Source organism: Clostridium sp. CX1 (assembly GCF_025398335.1).
In the GTDB taxonomy this organism is placed as follows: domain Bacteria; phylum Bacillota; class Clostridia; order Clostridiales; family Clostridiaceae; genus Clostridium_AM; species Clostridium_AM tanneri.
Window position 1 is genome coordinate 75,164 of record NZ_JAODOO010000015.1, and the last position, 15,859, is coordinate 91,022.

Annotated in this window: 16 protein-coding genes; 10 read left to right on the forward strand and 6 right to left on the reverse strand. The window is 31.7% G+C overall.

The window, feature by feature from the left end; genetic code table 11:
- Window positions 1-167 precede the first annotated feature (167 nt).
- The 3 genes from N4T77_RS15550 to N4T77_RS15560 all read right to left on the reverse strand — a co-directional run bounded on the left by N4T77_RS15550 (window position 168) and on the right by N4T77_RS15560 (window position 1,583).
- Window positions 168-692 (reverse strand): chromate transporter, encoded by a 525-nt coding sequence (locus N4T77_RS15550; protein ID WP_261672750.1) that lies wholly within the window; start codon window positions 690-692, stop codon window positions 168-170.
- Entirely contained in the window at window positions 693-1,229 is a 537-nt protein-coding gene (locus N4T77_RS15555; RefSeq protein ID WP_261672751.1) for a chromate transporter, read from the reverse strand. It abuts the gene before it with no gap.
- Window positions 1,230-1,397: 168 nt separating this feature from the next.
- A complete protein-coding gene (locus N4T77_RS15560) occupies window positions 1,398-1,583 on the reverse strand; it encodes a hypothetical protein (protein WP_261672752.1) in 186 nt (61 codons plus the stop codon).
- Between the two features lie 234 nt (window positions 1,584-1,817).
- On the opposite strand from N4T77_RS15560, the gene N4T77_RS15565 reads away from it, so the two are divergent.
- Window positions 1,818-2,015 carry an alpha/beta-type small acid-soluble spore protein gene (locus N4T77_RS15565; protein WP_261672753.1) on the forward strand — a complete coding sequence of 66 codons (198 nt, stop codon included), beginning with the start codon at window positions 1,818-1,820 and terminating at the stop codon, window positions 2,013-2,015.
- Window positions 2,016-2,194: 179 nt separating this feature from the next.
- Window positions 2,195-2,617, forward strand: a complete 423-nt coding sequence (locus tag N4T77_RS15570) for a YaaR family protein (RefSeq protein ID WP_261672754.1) — start codon at window positions 2,195-2,197, stop codon at window positions 2,615-2,617.
- Window positions 2,618-2,639: 22 nt separating this feature from the next.
- On the opposite strand, the gene N4T77_RS15575 is transcribed toward N4T77_RS15570, so the two are convergent.
- Window positions 2,640-3,761 carry a Ger(x)C family spore germination protein gene (locus N4T77_RS15575; RefSeq protein WP_261672755.1) on the reverse strand — a complete coding sequence of 374 codons (1,122 nt, stop codon included), beginning with the start codon at window positions 3,759-3,761 and terminating at the stop codon, window positions 2,640-2,642.
- Window positions 3,758-5,158, reverse strand: a complete 1,401-nt coding sequence (locus N4T77_RS15580) for a spore germination protein (RefSeq protein WP_261672756.1) — start codon at window positions 5,156-5,158, stop codon at window positions 3,758-3,760. Before N4T77_RS15580 ends, N4T77_RS15575 begins: the two co-directional genes overlap by 4 nt.
- Window positions 5,159-5,259: 101 nt before the next feature.
- Between N4T77_RS15580 and N4T77_RS15585 the strand changes: the two genes are divergently transcribed.
- The gene (locus N4T77_RS15585) at window positions 5,260-6,345 is read left to right on the forward strand and encodes an endospore germination permease (protein ID WP_261672757.1); all 1,086 of its coding nucleotides are present in this window, start codon (window positions 5,260-5,262) and stop codon (window positions 6,343-6,345) included.
- A 148-nt stretch (window positions 6,346-6,493) separates the two neighbouring features.
- Here N4T77_RS15585 and N4T77_RS15590 read toward each other — a convergent pair whose 3' ends face one another.
- Window positions 6,494-8,407 (reverse strand): NAD(+) synthase, encoded by a 1,914-nt coding sequence (locus tag N4T77_RS15590; RefSeq protein ID WP_261672758.1) that lies wholly within the window; start codon window positions 8,405-8,407, stop codon window positions 6,494-6,496.
- 453 nt (window positions 8,408-8,860) lie between these two features.
- On the opposite strand from N4T77_RS15590, the gene N4T77_RS15595 reads away from it, so the two are divergent.
- The 7 genes from N4T77_RS15595 (at window position 8,861) to glgP (ending at window position 15,807) form a co-directional block, all read left to right on the forward strand.
- Window positions 8,861-9,007, forward strand: a complete 147-nt coding sequence (locus N4T77_RS15595) for a hypothetical protein (RefSeq protein WP_261672759.1) — start codon at window positions 8,861-8,863, stop codon at window positions 9,005-9,007.
- Window positions 9,008-9,082: 75 nt separating this feature from the next.
- Window positions 9,083-9,508, forward strand: a complete 426-nt coding sequence (locus tag N4T77_RS15600; protein WP_261672760.1) for an NfeD family protein — start codon at window positions 9,083-9,085, stop codon at window positions 9,506-9,508.
- 13 nt (window positions 9,509-9,521) lie between these two features.
- Window positions 9,522-10,460, forward strand: coding sequence for an SPFH domain-containing protein (locus N4T77_RS15605; protein WP_261672761.1), 939 nt, complete (start codon window positions 9,522-9,524; stop codon window positions 10,458-10,460).
- A gap of 51 nt (window positions 10,461-10,511) precedes the next feature.
- Window positions 10,512-11,039, forward strand: coding sequence for a ferritin family protein (locus N4T77_RS15610; protein ID WP_261672762.1), 528 nt, complete (start codon window positions 10,512-10,514; stop codon window positions 11,037-11,039).
- Window positions 11,040-11,294: 255 nt separating this feature from the next.
- Window positions 11,295-12,521: a sodium:proton antiporter gene (locus tag N4T77_RS15615; protein WP_261672763.1), complete on the forward strand. Its 1,227-nt coding sequence runs from the start codon at window positions 11,295-11,297 to the stop codon at window positions 12,519-12,521.
- Window positions 12,522-12,739: 218 nt separating this feature from the next.
- Window positions 12,740-13,603: a polysaccharide deacetylase family protein gene (locus N4T77_RS15620; protein ID WP_261672764.1), complete on the forward strand. Its 864-nt coding sequence runs from the start codon at window positions 12,740-12,742 to the stop codon at window positions 13,601-13,603.
- Window positions 13,604-14,199: 596 nt separating this feature from the next.
- Window positions 14,200-15,807, forward strand: a complete 1,608-nt coding sequence (gene glgP / locus N4T77_RS15625; RefSeq protein WP_261672765.1) for an alpha-glucan family phosphorylase — start codon at window positions 14,200-14,202, stop codon at window positions 15,805-15,807.
- The last annotated feature ends 52 nt before the right edge of the window (window positions 15,808-15,859 follow it).

Below are 15,859 nucleotides of genomic sequence, written 5' to 3' on the forward strand. Positions count from 1 at the left end.
AAGTCGATAAAATAAGGCTTTTCATCCCACTTTTATACATTCTGTAATTCATAGTATGCTCATGGAATGATTGGCAACGTATATAAGCTACATAAATAATTCACAGGATTTATGAACTAGTGGACTTAACCTTATTTTTGCTTTTATACGTATAACTGTAAGATATTTTATCTGTAGAGTAATATGCCTGCAATACCGGCAATCACAATGGTTAAAATAGGATGCACTTTTTTAGATAAAAGGATAGCCATTATGAAAATACCTATAATAATACTCTTTATATCATGATAAGATTCTTTAGCAAGGGATAAGAAGGCAGAGATTATAAGTCCTATTAGTGCAGGACGCATTCCAAGGAGCACTGCTTTCATAGTTTTCGATTCCTTGAATTTAATTATATAGTGGGTAGCGATAGAAACAAGAATAAAGGAAAAAGCTGTTACTCCAATGGTTCCGGCGGCGCTGCCAAGAAATCCTGAAACTTTATACCCTACAAAGGTAGCAGAGTTTATGGCAATAGGGCCCGGTGTCATTTGAGAAATGCCTATTATATCGATAAAATCCTTATAGCTAATCCATTGTCTATGAGTAACGATTTCTCTTTCTATTAAAGGAAGCATAGCATATCCACCACCGAAGCTAAAAGCACCTATCTTGAAAAATGACCAAAATATCTGCAACATAGTATGCATTTATTTCACCTTCTTCCTGAAGAATATGTAACCGTACAGACCAGATACAACTATGACTAGTACCGGATGAATATCTATAATGGTAATACAGACAACGGTTATAATGACTATTAGTAAGTTTGTATAATTTTTATCCACTGATTTAGAAAGACTAACTACTGCGATTAAAACTAGCATTGGCACTGCAGCACCTATACCTTTGAATACTAAATCCACATAGTAGTTAGTTCTAAACTGCATAAAAAAAGAAGCTACAAGCAGTATTATGAAAAAGGAAGGCAGAACAGTCCCCAGTAAGGCTAGTATAGCCCCTACTGCTCCCCCTACTTTATAACCTATAAATATAGAAGTATTAACTGCAAGAGCACCTGGAAAAGACTGAGCTATAACGAGAATATCTAAAAACTCATCCTTTTCAATCCATTTTTTGTTTTCTACTACTTCCGCTTGAATTAATGGAATCATTGCATAACCACCACCAAAGGTAAAAGCTCCTATTTTAAAGAAGCTGGAAAACATAGATAAAAGCTTTTTCAAGCAAATCACCTCATTTTATATTTTAAAATTATATATAACTAAGTTATAGAATTTTTTGCATAATATTACTTTATATCATAAGATTAAAAAAGTAAAGAAGACTGAGTTTTCATCAGTCTTCTTTACTTAGTCATCTTCAAATTTTGGAGGTTTTAAGAAAAAAGGTTGTTAACGCTGGTCCTCTGGAAGTATTGAGCCTTTATAAAGGGTAAATTTGGCATCATATTCTTCCTTTTTTCTGTAAAGCATTTCCTCATTAGATACTTGATTCTCTAGAGTATTTCCTCCTGAAACATCCTGTTCAGTAGCAAATTCTTCGTTATAATTATTTCTGTTGTTCTTTGTGTTTTCCATTAATACTCACCTCAATAAGTAGGGTGTACAAATTAAGAGAAAATATAGCAGTTATTTTTATACTAATTAAATAAAGACTTACATATTTACCTTCAATTAAAAGGAGTATTATTTCTCAAACTGTGCAAACTTATAACATAAAGTTAAGTTGTAAAAGCAACATTATAATTTGACTTTAGAAAAAATAGATTAAGATGGATTAAATAATAGGTGGATAAAAGGAGGAATGTTATTATGTCAAACAGAAGTAACAGAGTATTAGTACCAGAGGCTAAAGCAGGATTAGACAGATTTAAGATGGAATCAGCTAGAGAGGTTGGAGTAGATTTAAAAGAAGGATACAATGGAGATATAACTGCAAGAGAAGCTGGTTCAGTAGGTGGTAACATGGTTAAAAAGATGATAGAAGCTTATGAAAAAGGATTAGTATAGTTTGAATTTAGAATAATAAGGTCAGATAGATTAAGTCTATCTGACCTTTATTTTTTAACTTATTTTTCAGAAGAAAAAATATTTAACTATAACCAATAATAATACGAATATTTATATATAGATATTTCATAAGAAAATTAGTACAATTTATATACATAATGAAGTATGGAGGTAGAGTTATGGAAATATCCAGAGTTGGAAGAAGTGCTTCTGTGCCGTCTGAGAAAAAGAATTTATCTGTAAAAAAAGACTTTTCTCAAAGCTTTAATTCACAGATGCAGAAAAAGTCAGAAGAACAGCTTAAGGAGATGTTTGATAATATAAAAAAGAAGGGAAATAGATTAGCTATAACTAAATCCTATGTTGATGTAAAGGCCTATAAAAAAATGATAAAAGAGTATTTAGATTCTGTTTTAAGCTTTATGTATGGTGTTAAAAAAGATATAAGTTTTTGGCAGACACAGTATTTTATAACTGTAGATACCATCGATCAAAAGCTTGAAGAACTTACCCAGATGCTTGTAAATGAGCAAAAGGATAACTTAAATGTTGCAGCAACTATCGACGATATATCAGGACTTTTGGTTGATATTTACAAGTAATAATGGTTATGGAGGGAAGTGATTACTTCCCTCCATATCTAAAGTCCATTTTATCTGCAGAGCCTTCCACCTCCACATGCACTTCCAGTTCTAATTGGCTATTAAACAGTACATTATCTATCTTTTTTTTAGGGTATTTTCTAGTAAATTCTTCTTCTATATTAACGATATCTAAATTCTTCTTTTTATATTCTTCATATATTCTCGTACATTCTCTAGATATATTTTTTTCTGCATTATTACCTATTTTATTAAGTTTATCCTTTGAAAATATAAGTTTATCCTGAGCCTCTCCAATGCTGGTTCGTGTATTAATTATCTTTTTTAAATGGATTGTTTTACCGTCAAAATTTATCTTGGTAATTGTTTTACTATTTAATATTTCAAGAGTTATAAATTTGTCAGGAGCATCTGGATTAGTAACCTCCAGTGTGCCTCCCTTTATGTTATCCATTAGAAAGTTATAACCTTCTCCTTGACGTCTGTCTAACATATCTACTAGTTTACAATCCCGGAGTATAGCTGCATCAGAAACCTCTATTTTATCCTCTGGCTGATCTTTTTTTATTGCTATAGTAGTAATAACTGCAATTTTATTACGGGTGTACATTTTATTTAGAAAATCATTAAGTCTCAGAACAACTCCCCTAGATGAAGCAGATATATTGTAAATTAAGTCATGTATAAATAAACCAATATACTCCTGTTCCTTTAGCTTGGAATTTAGCAGGCTTTTAGGATCACCTTTGAAAATTGCAATATCGGCTCTTATAACCAGTTCTTGGTCTCTATCAAAAAAATCTATAAAATTTTCTAAACCTTTTTCGGCAGCTTTTTCAGTAAAAATAATACCTCTATTTTGGGTATAGTTTAGTTTATAGCTTGAGGATAGATTTATATCCCTTACCGTTTCAAAGATAGTCTTACCTGTTCCCTCAAATAGCACTCTTTCTCCTTTTCCAGAGGAACCCTGACCACCTCTGCTTGGTTTGAAGGCCTCTATATAAAGTACAGGATCGCCATTACCATCTATATCTACGATAACAGCTGTTACGAAAAGAACCTTATCTATATCTCTATAATTAAAGCATCCACTAAATAAAACTGTGGTAAGTATAAGAAAGCATAAGAGAATTTTTTTCATTTTTTATCATCCTTATATAAAATATTTTTAGATATATTTTTAAGGTCTTTTCTCATAAATAAGTCTTTATACTTAAAGTCATTAGAGGTACCAAAAGGCATAAAGTAAGGATAACCACAACTATCTAAAGAAGCAATGTGAGCAATTAACATAAAAAAGGATGCAAAGAACCCCATTAGCCCTAGCAATGAGGACAATATTGTTACAATAAAAATCCATAGGTACAATCCAGAGTAAAGTTTAGGTATTAAGAAGGAAGATATTGCAGAAAGAGCAACAACAATTACTGTACTCTGAGAGGCAAGACCAGAACCAACTGCAGCGTCACCTAATATTAAAGCACCTACGATACTCATTGCCTGACCTATTGGTTGGGGAAGTCTTATACCAGCCTCTCTTAACAACTGAAAAAAGAAGGCCATTATGAAAACCTCTAGTACCAAGGGAAAAGGAACATCTGCTCTAGAAGAAGCCAGCCTAAATATAAATACTAGTGGAATCAGGGCAAAGTGATAGGAGTTTATTGCTATATAGAAGCCAGGCAATAATACTGCTAAACAGAAGGCTACTAACCTTATTAATCTTGTTGCATTAGTATAATATTTGTTTAAATAGTAGTCGTCTGCCATTTGAAAGTTTTCAAAGAAAAAATAAGGAACTGTTAAAGCAAAAGGACTTCCATCTACTAATATTACAACTCTGCCTTCAAATATCTTTGAAGCAGCAATATCAGGTTTTTCAGTATAGCCTACAGTATCAAAAAAAGTACCTTTCGCCTTAATACTTTCTTCTATATAATTTACATCTAATACAAAATCTATCTCTGTGTTATTTATAGTTTCCTTTATATGTTTTACTAGAGTTTCTGGTGCAACATCCTTAAGATAAGCTATCATAACTATGGTATTGGATTTTTCTCCAACATATAGGCTTTCAATCTTTAAGTCAGGATTCTTAATTTTTCTCCTTATTAGTGAAACATTGTCAACTACTGCTTCGTTAAAGCCTTCTCTAGGTCCTTTTATAACTGCTTCAGTTATTGGAGTAGTAATGCTTCGTTTACTAAAACCCTTAGCTTCGCAGTATATTACATCGCATATAAAATCAAAGAGGATAACTACGTCACCAGATAGTATATGAATTAATGCTTCATCCTTGGATTTTATCTCTCCAACAGAACTGCTGTATATTACATCCTTTTTTATAAAGTCAATATCTGCTTCTATATTTTTATTTCTTACAAAAGGAGCGATTATAGTATCACTTATAAGTTTACCGTTACAGAGATTATCAATATAAAACATATGTATAACCCCTTTATTGCAAAGAACTTGTCTGTGATTTAAGTCAATATTATCTTTTAGCTTATCTAGTATATATTCTAAATATTCATCCATAACATCACCCTTTTTAGTATTTGTTATTTTGAGGATAACATTCGCTATTTAGTAAATAATATGGCTATGACAATATTTAGCATAAGGAGTGAAGGTAGCCTATGGATAAAATCAGTCACAAGCACTTGCTCTTTATAATATGTGCTTCTGGTATCGTTTCACTAAAAACCTACCCAGGCATATTTATGAAAAATGCGGGAAGAGACAGCTGGTTGGTAGTGGCAGCAGCTGGATTAATTATAATTATAAGTTGTGATTATGTTATGAAGGTATGGTCAAAGAAAAAGTGTAGTAGTCTAAAGGAGGTATTTGAAGGGGCATTAGGTAAGAGAGTTGGAAATCTTTTTCTGTTTCTATTTGCAATTATGTTATTTATAACAATGGTAGAATGTGCTGCTGTAGAAACTAGTGTTATACATACCAATCTATTTATTGAAAGTCCACAATGGTACATATTATTTTTTGTATCTCTGCCAGGTTTATATATAATTAAAAAAGGCAAAAACGCTGCAATAGTTGTGATAATGATAGCTATAGTTATTTCTATAATAAACGGTATTAATTTATATTTTTTAACTGCACCCTTTAAGGATTATAGAAGGTTATTTCCAATTATGGAGAATGGAATCACCTATGGATTTATATTAGCAGTAATTAAGGTTATAGGGCTTTACAGTTCTATTTTTATAGCTATAGCTTATTTAAAGGAAATAAAAAGCACCAAGAATTTAAGACGATGTGCCTTTATAAGTAGTGCTTTTGTAGTACAAATGATTATAGCATCTACAAATGGAATAATTACAACCTTTGCCATAGAGAGAGGAAATTTGCTTGTATACCCTAAACTAATTCAAACACAGTTAATATCTTATTTTGGCTTTATAGCCAGTGGTGAATTTTATGTAATATTTCAGGTTTTAGCGGGATGGTTTGCAAAGTATATTGTAACCTTTTTTGCTTTGATAAATGTACTGAAAGAGCTAAAAGCAGAAAAGTTATATAATATGGATTTTTTACCCTATAGCATTACCCTTGTGGTCTACGCTGTTGCCTATTATGAAAGTGAAAATTTAATTAGATTATTTAATTTTTTAAACTTCTATAGCTTTTTATGCTTAGTAGGCTATCTTATTATGCCTTTAGCCATATTTAGTATATTTGCATTAAGAAGGAAAAATAAAAGCTAAGGCATCATTAAAAAGTTTACAAAATGTTATTAAAAACTAAATAATTACTACATAAATTTACTGTAGCATAGTATTATGCGCTGAATGAGCTTTATATAAAGTTCTCCCTTTTACAAAAGGCACTAGTGTTTCACTAGTGCCTTTACAATTATTGCCAAAGTTTATAACTTGCGTCTGACGGCATTCGCCAGTCTCCTCGAGGGGAGAGACTTACAGTACCAACCTTAGGACCATCGGGAATAGCTGAACGTTTAAATTGTTGAGTAAAAAATCTTTTTATAAAAATATCAAGCCATTTTTTAATGGTATCTTCATCATAGTCATTTTTAAAGGCTTCCTTTGCCAAAAATAGTATCTTCTCAGGTGTTTCACTTTGTCTTACGAAATGATACAAGAAAAAGTCATGAAGCTCATAAGGTCCTACTATGTCTTCTGTTTTTTGGGCAATATTTCCTTCTTTATCCTTTGGAAGAAGCTCAGGGCTTACAGGAGTATCTAATACATCCATAAGTATATCAGAAATATCTTTTTCCACTTCTTTTTGGGCTACATAGCGAACTAAGTATCTTACTAAAGTTTTAGGAATTGAACAATTTACACTGTACATGGACATGTGATCCCCATTATAAGTGCACCAGCCTAAGGCTAATTCTGACAAATCACCAGTTCCAATTAAAAGACCAGCTTCTTTGTTTGCTATATCCATAAGAATTTGAGTTCTTTCTCTAGCCTGAACATTTTCATAGGTTACATCGTGTTTTTCCACAGGGTGTTTTATATCTTTAAAATGTTGAAGACAGGCATCCACTATATTAATTTCTCTAAATTCTGTACCTAGGTGTTTACATAAGTTTACTGCATTATTATAGGTCCTGTCTGTAGTTCCAAAGCCTGGCATAGTTACAGTGATAATATTTTCTCTAGGTATATTAAGCATATCAAAGGTTTTTACAATAACCAAGAGAGCTAAGGTGGAATCAAGACCACCGGAAATACCTATAACTGCTTTTCTTAAATTTGTATGAGTTATTCTCTTAGCAAGGGCTGCAGTCTGTATGTTAAATATCTCTCTACAACGTACTTCTCTTTGAGCCTCATCAGAAGGTACAAAAGGATGTTTATCAACATACCTATCAAAGCTTGTAATTTTTGTATCGCTGAATTTAAAGTTTATTTCTAAAGCTTCAAAAGGAAGTAATTTTACACTATCTCTAAAGCTTACATTCTTTAATCTTTGATTATTTAGTCTGCTTACATCTATAACAGAAGTAATAACCTCATTTTTCCTTTGAAATCTATCATTATGTTTTAGAAGAACGCCATTTTCTCCTATAAGTAAATCTCCACTGAAAACTAAGTCTGTAGAAGATTCAAAAACTCCAGAGGAAGAGTATATATAAGAAGAAATGCATCTAGCACTTTGGGATTTAACTAAATCCTTTCTGTAATCTGCCTTACTTACAATTTCGTTAGATGCAGAAAGATTCCCTATTATATTAGCACCTATCAAGCTTAAATAACTGCTTGGAGGAATTACAGTCCACAAATCTTCACATATTTCAAAACCGAATTTAAAAATTCCACTAGTGAAGATTAGATTTGTGCCAAAGGGAATATTTTCTTGGAAATATAAATCAGTTCTTTTACTAACTATATTTATTCCCTCGGTAAACCATCTTTTTTCGTAAAATTCAGTATAATTTGGTATGTAGCTTTTAGGAACTATTCCAAGAATTGTTCCTTTAAAAATTATATAAGCGCAATTATACAGGCAGTTTTTGTGCACAAGAGGAGCTCCTACTGCTATAAGCAAATCCTTTTTTCTGGAATAAATGCATAAATCTTCAATAGCCTCTAAGGATTTATCTAATAAGAGTTTTTGAGTAAAAAGATCAGCGCAAGTATAGGCAGTAACGGCTAATTCCGGAAAAACTACTAATTTAGCTTCCTGATCTAAAGCCCTATTTATACATTCTTTTATATTTTTTACATTGAATTCTATGTCCGCTACATTTACTACAGGACATGCAGCAGCCACTTTTATAAAGCCATCTGTTGACAAAATATCATCCCCTTAGTATGTAATATATATTAAACAACCATAATAGATTTTACTATTAATGTATCATTATTTAATTCAATTATCGAGTATAAAGTAGTAATTGTCAAATTATAGATTAATATAATAGAGACATCTATAGACTTTATTTTTGCAAGCAATATTACATGGTATACATACTATTAAAAATAAAGTTCTTAATCAGCATTTAGTCATCACAGCATAGAAGATATATTTTATGCTATAAAAGTGGATGGTTTATAATGTAAATAACTATAAACTTAAGATAATAAAAGATAGTCTTTAAAAAAGTGTACAAATTAATGTTATATGGTATTAAATAACCTATATTGTGATTAGTTACAACTTTATTTATTACAAGACATGCTGTATGATTATTATATAGATTAATCTATTAAGAAAAATTATATCAAGGTCTAAGAAGGAGAAGGAATCATGGAATACTTAAAAGATTTAGCTACTTCTATGCCATTTCAAGTCTTAGGAGGAATTGTACTTATATTACTTGCTGGGCATATAATGATTAACTATAATGATGCCTATTGGGGAAATAAGAATAGTGATGGAAATTATAAAAAGTAGTGATTTAGTTTTAGTATAGTGTAGTAATTAGTTAGTGGTGGAGTTCATAACTTATTTAATAAAGGAGGGGATCTTATGATTAGTTCTATAATTCTATGGCTCATTGTTGGAGGAGCAGCATTAGCTATAGATATTGCTACAAGTTCTTTTTTATTTGTATGGTTTACTGTGGGAGCTATAGCAGCAATTATTATGCAGACCCTTGATTTTTCTTTTATAGCACAGCTTATAACCTTTATAGTTGTCAGCGGAATATCAATGGCAGTGGGCTATCCTATAGCAAGAAGAACTATAAAGAGCTCAGTTAAAAGAACTCCAGTTAGAGAGGAAACTTATGTTGGAAAGATACTAACAGTAGATGAGGATATTTTAGAAGAGGGAAAGATAAGAGTTGACGGAGTTTACTGGCAGGCAGTAAATGATGGAGAGACAATAGAAAAGGGTGACCAAGTAAAAATTACCGAGGTTAAAGGAAACAGAATTATTATTAAAAAAATTTAAGGGGTGTTTAAGAATGGGAAAAATTCTTTTATTGGTTATTTTGATAATGGCAATTACTACGTTGATTTCATCCATTAAGATTGTAAATACTGGATATGTAAATATCGTTGAAAGGTTTGGTCAGTTTCACAGGGTGTTAGAACCAGGTTGGCATTTAATAATTCCTTTTGCAGACTTTGTCAGAAGGAAGGTTTCTACAAAACAGCAAATACTAGATATCGAACCACAAAGTGTTATAACCAAGGATAATGTAAAGATTTCGGTAGACAATGTTATATTCTATAAGGTAATGTCTCCAAGGGATGCTATATATAATATAGAAGATTATAAGTCTGGTATAATCTATTCCGCTATAACTAATATGAGAAATATTGTAGGTAATATGAGTTTAGATGAAGTTTTATCCGGTAGAGATAAGATAAATTCAGAGCTTTTGAGAGTAGTTGATGACATAACAGATGCCTATGGAATTAAGATTCTATCCGTTGAAATTAAAAATATAATGCCTCCAGCAGAAATTCAAGAGGCTATGGAAAAACAAATGAAGGCTGAACGTGATAAGAGAGCAGCAATCCTTCAGGCGGAAGGACAAAAGCAAAGTGAAATTGCTAGAGCAGAAGGTGAAAAGCAGGCTAAAATCCTACAAGCAGAAGCAGAGAAGGAAGCTAATATAAGACGAGCAGAAGGTTTAAAGGAATCTCAGTTACTTGAGGCAGAAGGTAAGGCAAGAGCCATTGAAGAAGTGGCAAAGGCGCAGTCTAAGGCTATAGAAGTGGTGAATAAATCTATTATAGAATCTGGTACAAATGAAACAGTAATAGCCTTAAAACAAGTTGAAGCCCTTCAAGAAATGGCTAAAAATCCTGCAAATAAATTAATACTTCCAAATGAGGCAGTATCATCTCTAGGAAGTATTTCAGCAATAGCAGAGATGCTAAAGGGTAATAAGTAGAAGAAATTCCTCATATTATATAAAGTATTAATTTATATTTTAGGGGGTATTATGCCTGGAGATATTTCTAAACATACCAAATATAAGGCTGAAGGAAGTTATCCAGAACCAAAGGTAGAGGGAAAAAATATTTATTACGCTAATTTACTTCTTCAGGATTACGCTGGTGCAGTCAGTGAGTTTACAGCAGTTTCTCTTTATTCCTATCAACACTTTGTAAGTGATGATAGATATAAAGAATTTGCGGAAATTATAGGACAGATTTCTATAACTGAGATGAAGCATCTTGAGTTATTAGGGGAGACTATTAAGCTTTTAGGAGTTAAACCTGCATTTGTAAGCTCAGTTTGTCCTTGTGGTAAGGTATGGAATGCAGGCTATGTTAATTTTGCTGATAAGATTAAAGCTATGCTTATAGAGGACATTAAGGCTGAAACAGAAGCTATTAGGAACTACAGATATCATATGAGTGTAATTAAGGATAAATATATTAGAAAGCTGCTTGCAAGGATTATAGCTGATGAAGAAGTTCATCTAAGAATATTTAAAAAGCTATATGATAAGTTTAGTAGGTGCTAGCAGCAGAATAGCCATAGCAAAAAGAAAACTAAAAATAAGAATGAAAACTTAGTAGCCTGTGTATCTATCTGGATATACAGGCTATTAAGTTACTTCTCTAATTTACTATCTATGTTAGGTAAGTTATATAACTCTCCCATTAACAGCTCGTCCTATAAATAATACTAACATAATTACAGTAAATACGAGCTTTCTGAATAGAAATACATAAATGCAGAAAAATAAGGCTATCTATACTTTAATGGAGGGAATAACATGGAGGAAAATACAGTTTTATTAGCAAATAATTTAATGAAAATATTATCTATAACTATCGTTTCTGGCGTAATCTGTGCTAGGTTAAGTAAGTTGATAAAGCTTCCAGATGTAGTTTTATTCATAGTAGCTGGAATTCTTTTAGGACCTCAAGGGTTAAACTTAATAGGTTTTGAGAGTTATTCAGTAGAAAATCAACTAATACTAACTTTTGGAGCAGCATATATACTCTATGATGGAGGAAGAGAGGTACAACTTGGGATATTAAATAAAGTTAAGATATCTGTTTTGCTACTAGCAACCATAGGTGTATTGATATCAACATTTATTACTGGGTACTTTGCCTATAAGATATTGAAAATAGACCTTATCTATGCTTTATTACTGGGAGCAGTTATAGCATCTACAGATCCATCGGTGCTTGTCCCTCTTTTTAAAAACATGAATATAAGTAACAAGTTAAAACAGACCATAATTTCTGAATCAGCCTTTAATGATGCAGCAGGGGCTATTATGACCTTTACTATTTTAGGAATAATAGAAGGTGGTACTTTTTCTGTTGGCAGAAGTGCTTGGGAACTACTTTTAAAGGCAGGTGGAGGTGTAGTTATAGGATTAATAGTTGGTTATGCTGCTACATTTTTAGTAGGTGAAAAAAAACATAGTTTCTTAACTGGTTATCCAGGAGAGATTGCAGTAGCTGCAGTTTTAGGAGGATATATTATTGCAGAGCACTTTCATTTTAGTGGATTTATGGCAGTATTTATAATTGGGATAGTATGCGGAAATAAGGATATTTTTAGACTATCCATAAAAGGAGAAGAGGAGAACATCCACATTAGTTTTAAAGAAGTTTTAATTATGATAATCAGAATAATGATATTTGTAATTCTAGGAACCCAGATAAACTTTGCAGTCTTAGGAAGGTATTGGGCACAGGCACTTCTTGTAGTTGTATTATTTATATTTATAGCGAGACCAGTTAGTGTAATTTTTTCTGTTATTCTAGATAAAAAGGCAGAGTGGAGTTTTAGGGAGATACTGTATCTTATGTGGACTAGAGAAACAGGTGTAATTCCAGCAGCATTAGTTGGAATGCTGGCTAGTATGAAAATTAATAATTCAGAGATTATATCTGCAGTAACTTTCATGGCTATAATCATAACCTTAGGAGTTCAAGCGAGTACTGCTAAATATGTTGCAAAAGTATTAAAGTTAGAAATTTAAGTATAGAGAGCAACCTTGATTATTATTTTAAGGGTGCTCTTTTAAAATTGTTATTTTCAATATAAGTAGTATAACTGGGAAAAGAATAAACATAGTATAGTTTAGTACCGAAACCTCAGTGTAAATGTAGTCTTTTGTAGTTTTCTTTAGTAGAATTATGGAATTATAACTGATAAAATGTAGGTATAGAATACATAAAATCTAAGGGGATGGGCAGTATGAAAAAAAACAAAAGAGGCTTTATTAGAATTGTATTAGGTATTATAATATTATTTTCATTATCTTCTGCTGCAGGTTTTAAATTTGCTGAGAGGTCTAAATCAAGTATTAACATAGTATCTACATCTAATAAGTCAGATGTAAGTTCTAATATCCAGGCTTCTAAGGATAATGGACAAGCAGGCAAGACAAAAAATGAAAATAAGGGTGACAGTGATAAGAAAAGTGGACAAGATAAAACAGCTGAGGTCAAGGAGAATAAACCTCAAGATGCACCAGCAAAAGGCGATAAGATTGCTTATTTAACCTTTGATGACGGTCCAACTCAAAATATAACTCCCCATATATTAGATGTATTAAAAAATAACAATGTTAAGGCTACTTTTTTTGTTATTGGAAAAATGGCAGAACAGAGCCCAGAGCTTTTGAAAAGAGAAAAAGAAGAAGGACATGTTATTGCTAACCATACTTATTCTCATAACTATGGTTACATTTATTCATCACCGGAAATTTTTATAAAAGACTTAGAGAAGGGCACTGAAGTGGTGAATTCTATAATTGGAGAACATAATAAAACTCTAATTAGATTTCCAGGTGGATCATTTGGTAGACAAGCCTATAAACGGGCAGCAGAGAATCATGGCTATCACTATGTAGATTGGAACGCTTTAAATGGAGATGCGGAAGTTCAATCAGCCTCTGTAGAAAGATTAATATCAAGGCTTAAGGAAACTACCCAGGGACAGAAAGAGTTAATTATTTTAATGCATGATGCTCCTGGCAAAAGGACAACTGTTGAAGCTCTGCCTCAAATTATAGAATATTTAAAAGCTAACGGTTATGTTTTTAAAACATTAGAATAAGGTATAATACTGAAAAGAAAGTGAAGGAAATATAAATTCCATCGCTTTCTTTTTTATTTACAGTAAATATAACCATAAGAGCAACATAAGAAAGTTAGCTGGAGTTTATAAAAGAACAGATTAGGAGAAACCAATATTCTATTATTTTATGGTGGAAAACTTGCATTTCCTATTATAGATATAGTAGTCGAAAAAAGATAACTATAATCACAATATAAGATACACTGTATTATTTTTATATATTTTAAGCTAAATGATTATGTTTTAAAAATAAACTTTCATATTTCAGTATTTTTACATAACGTTTACAGGATAAAAAACTCTATTATATATCAATAAAAAACATAAAATGCTAAAAAAAATAGTCATATATTGTAAATATACATCGGTATAAAAATGAGCAATTAAGAGAAAAATGAAGCAATTAAAATATATCGAGTCTTATTTAAGGATAAAAGTCTATTTTAAAGAAATATAAAAGAAAATATCGTAAAAATGGTTGATTTTAGTAATAAAATCTTTATAATTATGTATATGGCTATAAATAAATGGAAAATAATTCATAAAAAATAGTAGCATAAGGAGTGGTTATAAGAATGCAAAATAGTAATCCAAAGGTTGCATATTTTTCCATGGAATTTGGTTTAGATCCAAGCTTTAAGATTTATGCAGGAGGTCTTGGTATACTTGCAGGAGATTATCTAAAAGCTGCTAAAGAAAATAACTTACCAGTGGTAGGAATAGGGATAAAATGGAAACAAGGTTATGTAGAACAACACATCGATAAAGATGGAAGGATTGTAGATTCTTTTTATAATAATGAGTATGATTTTTTGCAGGATACTGGCGTTAAAATAAAGGTTAATATAAGAGGTCGAGATGTCTGCTGTAAGGTATGGAAGGTTGATTGTTATGGAAATTCGGAACTATATCTTTTAGATACTGATTTGCCAGAAAATGCAGATAGGTGGATAACAGGTCAATTATATGGATGGTTTGAGGAAGAAAGAATAGCTCAGGAAATGATTCTTGGTATAGGTGGAATTAGAGCTTTAAGAGCGTTAAATAAAAATGTTGATATTTTTCATTTCAATGAAGGTCATGCAATTTTCGCAGGATTTGAGCTCATAAGAGAAAAAAGGGAAAGAGGATATAATCCTTATGACGCATGGAATGAATCAAGAAAGGAAATTGTTTTTACAACACACACACCGGTTTGGGAAGGAAATGAGTTTCACAGTCTTAATATATTAGAGTATATGGGAGCTTTTAACGGTCTTGATAAATATTTAGTTAAAGAAATAGGAGGAGAACCCTTCAATATGACAGCTGCAGGACTTAGATTATCGAAAAAATCTAATGCAGTATCAATGCTTCATGGGAGAACTGCTAATGAAATGTGGAAATCTATTGATAGAAGAAGTGAAATAATTAGTATTACTAACGGAGTACATCTAGGAACCTGGGGAGATAAAGTACTAATTGATGCCTGCAGACGAGGAGAGAATCTTTGGAACTACCACATGGATAACAAAGAAAAACTTATAGATTTTATAGAAGAAGAAAAAGGTATAAAATTAGATAAAAACAAGTTATTAATTGGATTTGCAAGAAGAGCTGCTCCTTATAAAAGAGGAGATTTAATATTCACAGATGAAGAAAAAATAGCACCTCTATTAAGCACTGGAGATGTACAGATAATAATATCTACAAAGGCCCATCCTTTAGATTTTTCAGGTAAAGAAATAATAAAACACATTCTAAGTATAGAAAAAAAGTACCCAAATTCCGTAGTATTTTTAGATAACTATAATATGAATAAAGCTTTACTTCTTACTAGAGGAGTAGATGTGTGGCTTAATAACCCTAGGGTCACTAAGGAGGCCTGTGGAACTTCTGGTATGAAGGCTGCAATCAATGGTGTTCTGAATTTAAGTACCCTTGATGGTTGGTGGCCTGAAGCTTGCTGGGATGAAGTTACCGGTTGGCAGATAGGAGGAGGCTTTGTTTCTGACGACATAAAACTTCAAGATAAGCATGATGCAGAAAGTTTATATGATGTATTATTTAACAAGGTATTAAAGACCTACTATAATGACCGTAAAAGATGGACTGATATGATGGCAGCAGCTATAAATGGAATGGTTGATAGGTACTCAGCAGACAGAATGATAAAGGAATATTACGAAAAGTTATATAAATAATGTCACAAAAAATTCAATAAGGAATAGAATGCAAGAGGTAAGGGAAGAAAAT